The organism is Dermatophilus congolensis, from assembly GCF_900187045.1.
Lineage (GTDB): Bacteria > Actinomycetota > Actinomycetes > Actinomycetales > Dermatophilaceae > Dermatophilus > Dermatophilus congolensis.
This window is the reverse complement of record NZ_LT906453.1, coordinates 1-13,375: the sequence shown is the minus strand read 5'-3', so window position 1 is coordinate 13,375 and position 13,375 is coordinate 1. Positions and strand designations below refer to the sequence as shown.

Below are 13,375 nucleotides of genomic sequence, written 5' to 3'. Positions count from 1 at the left end.
CACATGTGGTTTCGAAGTGGCCCGTAGATCGCGGGAAAATGACTCCGCAACCGATGAGAACACTGGGGATGCCACTGCACGCCGAGATACGGGGTGCATCGTCGAGGGGGAACGATGCCGGTCAATATTCCGCACAGCTTGCCAGCGCGCAGGGTGCTCGAAGCAGAGAACGTGTTCGTTATGTCCCAGGAGCGCGCCGCGCGCCAGGACATCCGTCCGCTGCGGATCGCGATCCTCAACCTCATGCCTTTAAAAATCGATACCGAAACCCACCTGTTGCGCCTGCTGGGCAACACGCCACTGCAGGTAGAGATTTCTCTGCTCAACATGAGCTCGCACCACACCCGCAACACTCCGCCAGAACATATGCGGGCGTTCTATCGCACGTTCACGCAGGTCAAAGATGAGTGGTTCGATGGTCTGATTATCACTGGTGCGCCAGTGGAGAAAATGCCCTTCGAGGCGGTGGACTATTGGGGTGAATTGACTGAAGTTCTCGCGTGGTCCAAAGAGAGCGTTTATTCAACGTTAAACATTTGTTGGGGTGCACAGGCGGCCCTGTATGTCGACTATGGAATCCCCAAATACGACCTCCCTGAGAAGATGTTTGGGGTGTTTCAACACCGTGTTGTGAAGCCAACCTCGCCGCTGCTATCTGGGTTCGACGAATACTTTCCTGCCCCGCACTCTCGGCATACGGCCACGCGTACCGACGATGTTGCGCTTGTGGATGAGCTGGAGATTCTTGCCGAGTCCGATGAAGCCGGTCTCTACTTGGCAGGTCGCAAGGATGGGCGTGCGTTCTACGTGACGGGGCACCCGGAGTACGAGCGTGACACCCTGCGCGGTGAATGGGAGCGGGACCGTGCCAGAGGGTTGTCTATTCGTCCGCCGCATGGGTACTTCCCTGGCGATGATCCGACGCGTGACCCGATTGTCTCGTGGCGAGCGCATGCCTTCCTTCTTTATGCGAACTGGCTTAACCACTGTGTTTACCAAGGTACGCCGTATGAAGCGCCTGCTTTTCCTGTTGGAGGTTTGGGGGTGCGCTGAACGGGTGGGGGAGTTGCCCCATCTCGCTGATGCTGGGATGGGGCAGCTCATGGCAGATTTCTGATCTGTTTGTTGGTGTGTTTTTTCGGTACAGCTGGCATTGTGCAGAAAACCTGTTTTTATCCTGATACCTGGATGGGAATTTGGTGTATTTCTGTTCTTAGTGGGTGGTGCGCTTTCTCCGCATTGGGGAACTGGAAATCAGATATTCGCGGGTGGAGGGGTGTTTGTGGGGTTGCGTAACGGTAATGGCGGACTAGGTGCGCGGCAGTGCTGGTGCAGGGTGAGGTGCGCTGAGTAGGGGGACGGCAGCGTTGATGAGCCGCAAGGGAACTAGATAGACTGAACCCCTCTTTGCCAGGTTTGACGTCAAGTCGGGGGTGTCTGCCTGCGTGGCGTGGGGTCGTTGCATGCGGGGCAGGGCACAAGAGGCAGCCTCCGAAGGATCTATGCGTCAGATCCTCGGTAATTGAATTTCTCAATTGAAGAAGGCTGTGGGAGTTTTGGTCGCGGTGGAAAACAATGTGATGAGTAGGGACGCAGTCCAGGAAAACCAACACGGATGGCTTTATCCGATAACTGTGGTAGCACTGGCGGCTATTTTGCACTATCTCGGTATTTCCAAAATCGCTGTCATCTTTTTCATGCTCGCATTCGTTATTGCCGCATACCGTTCTTGGGTCTGTATGCGTGATGAAGAATGGGACGGATTCCGCGTAAATCTCTGGGGGCTTGTCCCCGCAACTGCAGGAGTGCTGTATGCCTTCGTTCTACTCGTGAGTGGAGCGGTCTAAGTAGGGGGCGTGTGGCGGTGAACGCGGTGTGGAGCGGAGGGAAACCTCCGCGCCACACCGCGTTCGTGTGGAGCCTGAATCACAAAAAAACCAAAGTTGAGCGGAATAGACGCAACTTGCTTGAGGTTGATGCCAACAGGAGCGCTATTCTGAGAACACCAGGCGCAGAAGGACCTGGCCGAGCAGAAGTGGCGCGGCTAGAACTTTCACTCAGAAGGAGCCAAACGCTCATGAACCTTCAACTCACCACAAAAGCCCAAGAAGCTTTCTCCGCCGCCACTCGCAACGCTGCGGCATCGGGACACCCCCACATCGAGCCAGCTCACTTCCTTCTCGCTCTGGCTCAACAACCCGAAACCACCACCGGACCGCTCCTCGATGCAAGCGGATCATCCCTGCGCGACGCCCGCGCCACCGCCGAACGCGAACTAGCCAAACTTCCCACAGCCTCCGGTAGCAGCCTGGCCAACCCCAACCTCTCCCGCGCGGCCATGAGCATGCTCGACCAAGCCCAAAAAATCATGGAATCAATGGGAGACACCTTCATCGCCACCGACCACCTACTCCTGGCCATCGCCCGCACCGGCCAATTCGGCCTCGCAGCCGAAACCATCGACCAGCTCATCCCTCAGATGCGAGGCGGCGGCAAAGTCACCACCGAATCAGGCGAAGACACCTTCAACGCTCTCGAAAAATACGGAACCGACCTCACCAAAGTCGCTCGCGCCGGGAAACTCGACCCCGTCATTGGCCGTGACGCCGAAATCCGTCGCGTCATCCAAGTCCTCTCCCGCCGCACCAAAAACAACCCCGTCCTCATCGGTGAACCCGGCGTCGGGAAAACAGCCGTCGTAGAAGGCCTAGCCCAACGCATCGTCGCCGGAGACGTCCCCGAATCCCTCCGCGACAAGAAACTTATCGCCCTAGACCTATCCTCCATGGTCGCCGGCGCGAAATACCGAGGCGAATTCGAAGAACGCCTCAAAAGCGTCCTAGACGAAATCCGCCGATCTGAAGGACGCCTCATCACCTTCATCGACGAAATCCACACCATCGTCGGTGCTGGCGGGTCCGGAGAAGGCGCCATGGACGCCGGCAACATGATTAAACCACTCCTGGCCCGCGGTGAACTACGCCTGGTCGGCGCCACCACACTCGACGAATACCGCAAGCACATCGAAAAAGACGCAGCTCTCGAACGCCGCTTCCAGCAAGTCTTCGTCGGTGAACCCACCGTCGAAGACACCATCGCCATCCTCCGCGGGCTCAAAGAACGCTACGAAGCCCACCACAAAGTCGCTATCGCCGATTCTGCCCTCGTAGCAGCCTCCGCTCTATCCAACCGCTACATCCAAAACCGGAAACTCCCCGACAAAGCCATTGATCTGGTCGACGAAGCAGCCTCCCGCCTGCGCATGGAAATCGACTCCTCACCGGAAGAAATCGACGAACTGCGCCGCAACGTCGACCGCCTCAAAATGGAAGAACTCCACCTCGCCCGCGAAGACGACGACGCATCCAAAGAACGCCTCGCCCGCCTACGCAGCGACCTAGCCGACAAAAACGAACAACTCGCCGCACTCAACGCCCGCTGGGAAGCCGAAAAAGCAGGACTCAACCAAGTCGGCGAACTCAAAGCCACCCTCGATGACCTGCGCATCAAAGCAGACATCCTCCTGCGCGACGGCAAACTCGACGAAGCAGCCCCCCTGCTCTACGGCCAAATCCCACGACTCCAAGCCCAAATCGACGAAGCACAACGCAACCAAGAAAACACCGAAACACCTGAGCCCATGCTCAAAGAAGAAGTCACCTACGACGACATCGCCGAAGTCATCGCCGCCTGGACCGGCATCCCAACAGGACGCCTCCTGCAAGGAGAAACAGAAAAACTCCTCCACATGGAAGACCACATCGGTCAACGACTCATCGGCCAACACAAAGCCGTCGCCGCCGTCAGTGACGCCGTACGCCGCAGCCGCGCCGGCATCGCCGACCCCGACCGCCCCACCGGGTCCTTCCTCTTCCTAGGCCCCACCGGCGTAGGCAAAACCGAACTCGCCAAATCTCTGGCCGACTTCCTCTTTGATGACGAACACGCAATGGTCCGCATCGACATGTCGGAATACTCCGAGCGCCACGCAGTAGCCCGACTCATCGGAGCACCCCCTGGCTATGTCGGCTACGAAGAAGGCGGACAACTCACCGAAGCCGTCCGCCGCCGCCCCTACTGCGTCATCCTCCTGGACGAAGTCGAAAAAGCCCACCCCGAAACATTCGACATCCTCCTGCAAGTCCTCGACGACGGACGCCTCACCGACGGACAAGGACGCACCGTCGACTTCCGCAACGCCATCCTCGTCATGACCTCAAACCTGGGCAGCCAATACCTCCTCGAAGACGCCCTGACCGACGACGCCAAACACGACGCCGTCATGGGGGCCGTTAGAGCAGCCTTCAAACCCGAGTTCGTCAACAGGCTCGATGAAGTCGTGATCTTCGAACCCCTCAACACCGAAGAGCTCGGCAACATCGTCGACCTGCAAGTCAACTCCCTGGCCGCACGCCTGAAAGACCGCCGCATCATCCTCGAAGTCAGCGACGCCGCACGTGAATGGCTCGCACTCACCGGCTATGACCCAGCCTTCGGAGCCCGGCCGCTGAAACGCCTAGTGCAAAAAGAAATCGGAGACCCACTAGCACGGCTCATCCTCGCCGGTGAGGTACGAGACGGACAATGTGTCCTGGTAGACAGCGACCCCAACAATGAATTCAACGGACTAGTGCTCCTGCCACAACCCCGCGAAACCACACCAACCAATCCCACTGCCGAAGACGACGTCGTCGATGCCGAAATCGTCGAAGACCGCGCAATCGAGCAGTAACGAATTTGGCGCTGCGAGCAGAAAACTCGCAGCGCCAAATGCTGTACGCAGCAAAAAAACCGGTGTGACCCACGAGTGTGAGTCCACTGTGAACATAGTGTGAGCAATGTGGGCGAACATATAGCTATTCGCACTCTCCCACAGGAGTTTTCCTCATGAAGATGATCCGCAGATCCTTAGTGATCGCCTCCGCTGTTGCTCTTATCTCACCCCTGGCATTCGCACCCACGGCCGGAGCTGCCTCCCAGCCAGAAGCTCCGCCAGCCGCGCACACCACGAAAACCGCTGGCAAAATCCCGGCTGGCCACAGCTTCATCATCAACACCGAACCCGGCGAAAAAGGCACTAAAACCGCCACCGAAGCCATCAAGAAAGCTGGCGCAACCTACGCCACCTCCTGGCCAGAAATCGGTGTAACCGTCGGTGTTGCCCCCGAAGCCAAGGTCAAGAGCATCGTCCAGCAGATCCGCAAGGTGCCCGGCATCCAGTCCGTCGGTGCAGCAGGCGCGGTCCAGAAGGAAAAACCACGCCAGCCCCGCAAAAAAGTCGCGCCACCCAAGAAAGCTGAAAAGCCTGGCGAACTCACCCAGTTCGTTGGAGCAACCTCCCTGCCTAAGGGAGCTGACGGCTCCGGCGTGACCATTGGCGTCGCCGACGACGGTGTCTACGACGAGCACAACGAACTCGCCGGACGCATCGACAAAACCCGCTCCGGCTCGTGCACCGCAGCAGGTGTGTGGCAAGGCGGCAACGACCTCTGGCGCCCCAGCGCCAAGGGAGACACCCACGGCACGATGGTTTCCTCCATCATGACCGCCGTGCGAGACGGTGCTGGCATGGTCGGCATTGCCCCTAAAGCCCAGGTAGTTGCCATGCGCGTCGTCTCCGACAACGGCAACATCTACCCCGAAGCCTCCATCTGTGCCGCGATGCAAGCAGTCAAATACAAACTGCCCATCGTTAACCACTCCTACGGCTTGGACAACGTTAAAGCCACCCGCCGCGCCCTCTGGGACCCCAAAGACCCAGACCAAGGCCCCGCCATCACCGCAGTGAACAAGGCATACGACTGGTCCCGCAAGCACGGAGTGCTCAACATCGCCGCCACCGGAAACTCCGGCGAAGACCTCTCCGACAAGCCCCACATTCCGCCGTCGAACGCCGAGCGCAACCTGCCGCCGCTGTCCTCGCGCCTGAAAGCACTCCTTGCTGAGGTTCCTGGCGTCCTTGGTGTCGGCGAACTCGATGAAGACGGCACCGTCGCTGTTTCTTCCAGCTCCGGCCTGGGAGTCGTCGACCTCACCGCCCGCGGATCCGGCGTATTCGCCACCGTCCCGGGGGAGTACGAGCAGAACGCGGGCACGTCTTTCTCCTCCCCAGCAGTGTCCGCTGTCGCTGCCTTGGTCAAGCAGAAACTGCCCAACGCCACCCCAGACCAAATCGAGAAGATCCTCGAAGAAAGCGCAAAGCCCCGCACCTGCGCCAAGTCCGGGAAGATCAGCACCGAGCAGCCCTGCCGCGCCAAAGGAAAACTCACCAACTACTTCGGACACGGTGAAGTAAACGCCCCGGCCGCGCTCAAAGCCGCCGACAAACTGCGCTGACACGCGCTCGAGAACGCGGGCCCGTCTCTAGGGAGAACACCTCTCCTTTCCCGAGACGGGCCCGTTCTCATGCATACACACCATCACCGAAACCCAGATATCTCATTGCGCAGTTTCGTGCCACCAACCAGTCATTCGTTATTTAATGCGTGTTACTGGTGTCACAACGATGTGACCCCCACCACGGTGCACCCGCCGTGCCCTCACGAGAATGCGATGGCAAATGACTGATACCCCACCCCAGGGCAGCCACAGCGCCCACCACTTCAGCGGCCACAGCGATGCCCAGATAACCCTGGAGCGAAGCCTCACCAACCGCCACATCCAACTCATCGCCATCGGTGGCGCTATCGGTACCGGCCTGTTCATGGGTTCAGGCAAAACCATCAGCGTCGCTGGACCATCCATCATGTTCGTCTACCTCATCATCGGCGTGATGCTCTTCTTCGTCATGCGCGCCATGGGCGAACTACTCCTGCACAACCTCGAATACAAGTCATTCCAAGACTTCGCTGCCGAATTCCTCGGCCCCTGGGCTGGGTTTTTCTCCGGATGGACCTACTGGCTCTGCTGGGTCGTCACCGGCATGGCCGACGTCATCGCCGTGGCTGGCTATTGGAACTTTTGGGTCCACGGCCCCGACCCCGACGTCTTGACCCCACTAGCAATCGCCCTATCCCTCATCACTCTCTTAGGCCTTCTGGGCTTGAATCTCCTGACAGTCAAACTCTTCGGTGAACTCGAATTCTGGTTCGCCATCATCAAAGTCATCGCGATCGTCGTACTCATCGCGCTAGGGATCTTCCTGGCAGTTGTTGGATTCACCTCACCCGAAGGCATCAAAGCCTCATTCACCCACCTATGGGACCGGCCCGGCGGCCTCTTCCCCCATGGCCTGCCCGGATTCTTCGCAGGTTTTCAGATCGCCGTATTCGCCTTCGTCGGAATTGAACTCGTAGGAACCACCGCCGCCGAAACAGCCGACCCGCAACGCAGCCTGCCCAAAGCCATCAACTCCATCCCGATCCGCGTCGTCTTGTTCTACGTCTTCGCGCTCATGGCCATCATGACCGTGACCCCCTGGGACCAGATCAACCCCGCCGTATCCCCATTCGTGAACATGTTCCAGCTCGTCGGCTTTGCCGGAGCAGCCTCCATCATGAACTTCGTTGTTCTCACCTCTGCCTCCAGCTCCGCGAACTCCGGCATCTTCTCCACTTCACGAATGCTCTACGGCCTGGCACACAACAAAATGGCCCCAGCAGCATTCGGGAAACTCTCCAGCCGCAAAGTCCCCCAAAATGGACTCTTCCTCTCCGTTGCCCTGGTGGCCTGCGCAGTCTTCTTACTCGCCAGCGACACCATCATGGGAGCTTTCACCGTCGTCACCACCATCTCAGCCGTCCTATTCATTTTCGTATGGACGCTCATCCTGTGCAGCTACATGGTCTACCGCAAACGCCACCCCGAAGCACACGCAGCATCCGCATTCAAAATGCCCGGTGGCGTCCCCATGTGCTGGGTAGTGCTGGCTTTCTTCGCATTCGTTCTTGTCCTACTCACCCAAGAAACTGACACCCTCCAAGCGCTTCTAGTAACCCCCTTCTGGTTCCTCTTCCTCGGCGTGGCCTGGGTCTTTGTCCGCAAAAACACCACCAACAAGGACACACAAACCCCCCAAACCCAACCCACGGCCTAACAGCCCCGACCACCATCACACCAGGGCGCCCATCCACTACCGGATGGGCGCCCTCGCTATGTTCCCCAACCCCTCGAAGTAAGCCGACCGCCACCTTCGTCAATAAGACAGACGTACAGCACCCGCCACCACATGAGCGCATACGCGACTTGAACGCACGTCTTAGACACAAGTCACTCACTCCGGCCTGAAAAACAAAAAACATCCAGCACAGGCGAATTCGATAAATCAAGCCATTTTTATGGCCGCCGAGTAGGACGAGTGAACAACTTTCCTCACTTTTTTATCGGACGACTGCTCAAGTCCCGATCAGGACGGTCGATCAGGTTGGTGTCGCCGCAAGAGGGGAAAAACGCAGCGACCGGCAGCGGAAACTCCACGCCGACCACAGGGGGAAGCCACGGTGTCGTGGCTACCACGACACCGAACACTCAGCACAGCGGGCGACCACCCGCCCGCACGAAAGAGGAACACCATGAGCATCACCACCAACGCACGAGCCATCACCACCAGCAAACGCGCTATCGCCGCCCTAAGCATCGCCGCAGCCATGGTCGGCATGAACAGCCAATTCGCACCCCACGCTCACGCTGCCGAAGCCACCGCCACAGACAACACCGCCACGTTCCTCCAAGCACTCGGCAACGGCAACCAGTACATCCTTCAAGACAAAGCAATGAACGAGGCTGTCGCACCACTGATCCTGCAGCTGCGTGGCGATGACTCCGGCCAGGAAATCTACGCCTACTGCATCGAAGTCGACACCCCAATCCTGGACAGCATCGCCGGCGTCCGTGGCGCCTACTCCGCACAAGACTGGGAAACCTACACCTCACAAGCAAAAACCGCCGAGCGTCGCGCTTCCTGGTCTGCAAACAAACACAAAGTCCTGTGGCTCCTGGCTAACTCCTACCCCCAAAAGCCTGCACGTGAGGTTTTCGCCTCACTCGGCATGGAACTACCCACCTACGCCGACGGCAGCACCTACAGCGAAAAAGACCTCAACCGCGCCATGCGCGACGCCACCCAGCTGGCTATCTGGCACTTCGCGAACGGTATTGACCTCTCCGACAACTGGATCGACGAGGCAAACCACACCCGCATCGGACGTTTCGCCGACGGCAGCCAGATCGACATTTACGAGGCCTACCAGCGTCTGATCGAGCGCGCCGAAAAAGCTCCCGTCGTCGAGAACGTCACTCCCTCAATCTTCTTCCAAAACGCAAACAGCACCAACGTCGCTGGCAACGTATTCAAACCCCTCACCCTCAAATCCACTGCACCCGCCAACGTCAACGTCTCTCTGCCCGAAGGCGCGACCCTTACCGTCTCGGGCAAGGAATACACCGGAGACGTCAAACTCACCGCAGTCACCGATGGCACCACGATGCAGCTAGCAGTTCCAAGCAGCGCTGCCGCAGGATCAGTGGAAATCTCAGCCGATGCCCAAGGACAGCCTTCACCAGTTGGAACAGTCTGGTACGCCAAGGGCAGCCAGTCCCTCATCACAGCCAAGGCAGTAACACAACACGTCATGGCAAAAACCACGATTAACTGGACCGCAGAACCAGCTGCTCCTGCTCCAGTTGAGCCAACCACTCCGGCACCGACTGCCCCTGTCACCCCAGCACCAGTTGTTCCTACAACACCGGCACCGGTCCAGCCCACCACCCCAGCACCGGCACCAGTTGTGCCAACCACCCCGGCTGCCCCTGCTCCGGTCGAGCCCACCGCCCCGACCACTCCTGCTCCTTCCACCCCGGCACCAGCAGCCCCACGCAAGGAAAAAAACCGCGCCGAACAGCCCAAGAAGGTTCGTAAAGCAGCCACCCCGATGGTGACTCGCACCTTCCAGGTTGACCGCTACATGCCACAGAACGCGGTCCAGGCACGTGGTGTCGCCGCTTTGGATAACGACGGTGTACTGAAGTACCGCGAGGACAAGTTCATGTGGGGCCGCTCTGCCTGGCAGATCGTCACTGTCACGGTGCCAGCCAACGCTAGCCACGCTGACATCATGAAAGCGATCAACGCCAAAACCAGCGCGAAGATCGGCGACGTCAACACCGCAAGCAAGCTGGCTTCCTCTGCTGCAGGACGCACCCACGTCATCGCATGGGAGCTTGGTAAGGGCGCCACTGCTAAGAACGCGTGGGGCACCGCTAAGAAGACGGTGCAGAAATTCTTTGCCCGAGGCTGATCTGAACTAACAATCAACTCAGTTAGCAACTGCTAGAGAGGCTGCCCACCCGTAGTACGGGGTGGGCAGCCTCTCTACGTCATGAGGACTTACAGGACAGTCAGTTAGACCGGCCACCGTTCTTGCCGCCAAGCTGCTTGCCAAAACATCCATTCACATCGAGTAGCCATGATGTAGACCTCGCGCATGCGCGCACGTACTGCTGCGGTGGCTGTTATTGCAGCTTCATTCACTAAAGCTGAGGCATTCGCAGCAGAGGCGCTGAAAGCATCATCTTCGTAGGTGCTGATCCAATCGCCGTAAGGATGCCAAGCAAGATCCGTCTCATGAGGTCGCGTTGCGCGCACGCGCGCGGCGAGTCTGCGACCGACATCGTCATAGACGCAGAAGCAAGGAAGCACAGCTGCTGATAGAGTTGCGTAGTTTCCACGGGTTGCTTCAGCCAGGAGGAAGCTCGTGTACATCACGCACGTGGGCGAGGGTGCGGGGAAGCTTTCTGCAGTGATGTAGGACAAATGTGAGTCGTGTAGAAGCTGTTCAGTCTCGAGAGACTCTGCAGCTGTTGTGGCCCAAAAAACGGAGGCTTTCCTGGTAGGTGCTATCGCTGACAGCATCGCCATGACTCGGCCGTAGTCGCGTAAATAGTGCGCGTCTTGGGCGAGGTATTCCACAAAAATGCTGTGTTCAAGGGTGCCATCGGCCAGGGCGTTGAGGAAGGGTAACCGGTCGATTTCTGCGCGGATGGTAGCGGTGTCTTGCCACCATTGTTGGGTAACAGTGGAGTCCATTAGTTCCACCAGGCGTGAAAGTGATGCACGGGGCCGTGGCCGTTGCCGATGTCGAGGGCGTCTGCGTGTTCGAGGGCGTGGGTAAGCCATGTTTTGGCGTGTTCCGCGGTGGTATGCCAGTCGGATTGCTGGGGGCGAAGAGCTGCTAGAGCCGAGGAGAGGCTGCACCCTGTGCCGTGGGTATTGGTTGTTGCTATGGCTGGTCCAGTCAGTTCGCTGGTTCCGGTTGCGTCGGTGAAGACGTCGACGGTGGTGTCGCTGGTGTTAGTGATGAGGTGGCCGCCCTTGAGCATGACGGCGGTGGTGCCCAGGTCTAGCAGAGCGGTTGCTTGGTGCCGCATGGCTTCGATAGTGGTTGCAGGGGTGGTGTTGAGCAGGGTGGCTGCTTCGGGCAAGTTGGGGGTGATGACGTCGGCCAGGGGTATGAGGCGTTTGAGTGCCTCCAGAGTGTTGGGGGCCATGAGGCTGTCTCCGCTGGTGGCGACCATGACGGGATCGAGAACGATGTAGGCGGGGGGCTGTTGTTGGCGGGCCCGGGTTTTTTGGTAGGTGGCCAGTAGGTCTGTGACTTCATCGGCGATGGCTGGGGTGGCGAGCATGCCGATTTTGATGCTGTCGATGTGTAGATCGCTGGTGAGAGTGTCGAATTGGGCGCGGATGAAGTCGGCGGGTACGGGGTGTACGTCGGTGACTTTGCAGGTGTTTTGGGCGGTGAGCGCGGTGATGATGGTGCTTCCGTAAGCGCCTAGAGCCGAGAAAGTTTTGAGGTCGGCTTGGATTCCTGCGCCGCCAGAGGGGTCAGAGCCAGCGATTGTCAGTGCGGTTGGGTGGGTGTTCATGGGGTCCCTTGGGGAAACGGTTAGTGGGTGGCTGTGTGCCAGGCGGCGGCGAGTTCTTTTGCAGCTGAGTGCGGGTTGGGCGCGTTCATGATGGCGCTGACGACGCATAGTCCGTGTGCTCCGGCTTCGTGGACGGCCGGGGCATCGGCTGCGGTGATTCCGCCGATGGCTACGCCAGGCCACGGGGATTTGGCCATGATGTCGGCGAGTGTGGCCAGACCGGTGGCTGGTGCGTGTCCTGGTTTGGTGGTGGTGTCGCGGATGGGTCCTACGCCGATGTAGTCGAGTTGGGTCAGTGCCTCGGGACCTTTGTTCATGGCGGCGGCCAGATCTTCAGGGCGGGTGATGGACAAGCCGAGGATGGCGTCGGGGCCCAGGATGGTGCGCGCTTCGGTGACAGGCATGTCGGATTGTCCGACGTGGGCGCCGTCTGCTCCGGTGGCGGCAACGAGGTGTACACGGTCATTGAGGATGACGGGTATGCCGGTGCCGGTGAGTGCGTGCACAACACTGCGGGCAAGTTCAGTAAAGGCACGGTCTTCAGCGTGAGGGTCACGTATTTGAACAATGGTTACCCCGCCTGCGACGGCCTCTTGAACGATGTCGTGCAGGCGCCGTGAACCGGCCATTGTGGTGTCAGTGACAAGGTAGACGGATAGGTCGGGGCGGGTCATGCGGGAATGGTTTCGGTGGTGATGTTGGCGCCGCTAGTGATGTGGTCAGCGGTGATGTTGTCGAGCGCGTCGAGTAGGTTGACGGCGAAGGATCCGGGCCCTGAGCTGTTTTCGGCTGCGATTTCGCCCGCGATGTTCAGATGGGTGGTGGCTGCGACGGCGGCGAGGAGGGGGCTGGCTACTGAGGCGTATGCGGCCATCAGCGCTCCTAGAGAGCAGCCGGTTCCGATGACGCGGGCGAGCATAGGGACACCATTGTTGCCTCGCACGACGGCGGTTTCTTCTGCTGTGGTGGTGATGAAGATGTCGGTGGCGCCGGAAATGGCGATAGTGGTGTCGTATTGGCGTGAGGCGCCGATGGCTGCTTCGATGGCGTCGTCAGTGGCAGCGGTGGAGTCGACTCCGCGTCCTCCTGTACCGCCAGTGAGGCCCATGATTTCGGAGGCGTTGCCGCGGATGATGCTGGGGGAGTGGGTGGCTAGCTCGCGGGCGATGTTGGTGCGCCAGGGCAGTGCACCTGCGGCGACGGGGTCAAGAACCCACGGGGTGTGTGCGCTGTGTGCACCGTTGGCGGCTTCGCGCATGGCGGTGACGGTTTCTTCGTAGGGGGTGCCGAGGTTGATGAGCACTCCGGATGCGATGGTTGCGAAGGCGGCAGCTTCGTGGGGGTTATCGATGACGGCGGGGGCTGCGCCGGCGGCGAGGAGGATGTTGGCGGTGGTGTTGGCTACGACGATGTTGGTGAGGTAGTGGACCAGGGGGCTGTTGGCGCGCAGCGCTTCGTGTGCGGTGGCGATGTGCTGGGGGGTGATGGGTTCTGCGGGCAGGGTGGTGATCAT

10 protein-coding genes are annotated in these 13,375 nt (G+C 59.4%); 6 read left to right on the top strand and 4 right to left on the bottom strand.

What is annotated here, in order from left to right:
- Positions 1-114 precede the first annotated feature (114 nt).
- The 6 genes from CKV89_RS00050 (at position 115) to CKV89_RS00025 (ending at position 10,235) form a co-directional block, all read left to right on the top strand.
- Positions 115-1,053 (top strand): homoserine O-succinyltransferase, encoded by a 939-nt coding sequence (locus tag CKV89_RS00050; protein WP_051277238.1) that lies wholly within the window; start codon positions 115-117, stop codon positions 1,051-1,053.
- 527 nt (positions 1,054-1,580) lie between these two features.
- Complete coding sequence (locus tag CKV89_RS00045) at positions 1,581-1,847, top strand: hypothetical protein (protein WP_154657596.1); 267 nt, start codon at positions 1,581-1,583, stop codon at positions 1,845-1,847.
- Positions 1,848-2,077: 230 nt separating this feature from the next.
- Entirely contained in the window at positions 2,078-4,732 is a 2,655-nt protein-coding gene (clpB, locus tag CKV89_RS00040; protein WP_034400458.1) for an ATP-dependent chaperone ClpB, read from the top strand.
- Between the two features lie 155 nt (positions 4,733-4,887).
- A complete protein-coding gene (locus CKV89_RS00035; protein WP_084440891.1) occupies positions 4,888-6,336 on the top strand; it encodes a S8 family peptidase in 1,449 nt (482 codons plus the stop codon).
- A gap of 223 nt (positions 6,337-6,559) precedes the next feature.
- Positions 6,560-8,035 (top strand): amino acid permease, encoded by a 1,476-nt coding sequence (locus CKV89_RS00030; RefSeq protein ID WP_051277236.1) that lies wholly within the window; start codon positions 6,560-6,562, stop codon positions 8,033-8,035.
- 475 nt (positions 8,036-8,510) lie between these two features.
- Positions 8,511-10,235, top strand: a complete 1,725-nt coding sequence (locus CKV89_RS00025; protein WP_028326800.1) for a Cys-Gln thioester bond-forming surface protein — start codon at positions 8,511-8,513, stop codon at positions 10,233-10,235.
- 104 nt (positions 10,236-10,339) lie between these two features.
- Here the strand turns inward: CKV89_RS00025 and CKV89_RS00020 are convergent, their stop codons facing one another.
- Genes CKV89_RS00020 through thiM form a run of 4 tightly spaced genes read right to left on the bottom strand, consistent with a single transcriptional unit; the run spans position 10,340 to position 13,375 of the window.
- Complete coding sequence (locus CKV89_RS00020; protein ID WP_028326799.1) at positions 10,340-11,023, bottom strand: TenA family protein; 684 nt, start codon at positions 11,021-11,023, stop codon at positions 10,340-10,342.
- On the bottom strand, positions 11,023-11,862 hold the full coding sequence (thiD, locus tag CKV89_RS00015; protein ID WP_028326798.1) for a bifunctional hydroxymethylpyrimidine kinase/phosphomethylpyrimidine kinase: 840 nt from the start codon (positions 11,860-11,862) through the stop codon (positions 11,023-11,025). Before thiD ends, CKV89_RS00020 begins: the two co-directional genes overlap by 1 nt.
- Before the next feature lie 20 nt (positions 11,863-11,882).
- Complete coding sequence (gene thiE, locus CKV89_RS00010; RefSeq protein WP_028326797.1) at positions 11,883-12,536, bottom strand: thiamine phosphate synthase; 654 nt, start codon at positions 12,534-12,536, stop codon at positions 11,883-11,885.
- The gene (thiM, locus tag CKV89_RS00005) at positions 12,533-13,375 is read right to left on the bottom strand and encodes a hydroxyethylthiazole kinase (RefSeq protein ID WP_051277234.1); all 843 of its coding nucleotides are present in this window, start codon (positions 13,373-13,375) and stop codon (positions 12,533-12,535) included. Before thiM ends, thiE begins: the two co-directional genes overlap by 4 nt.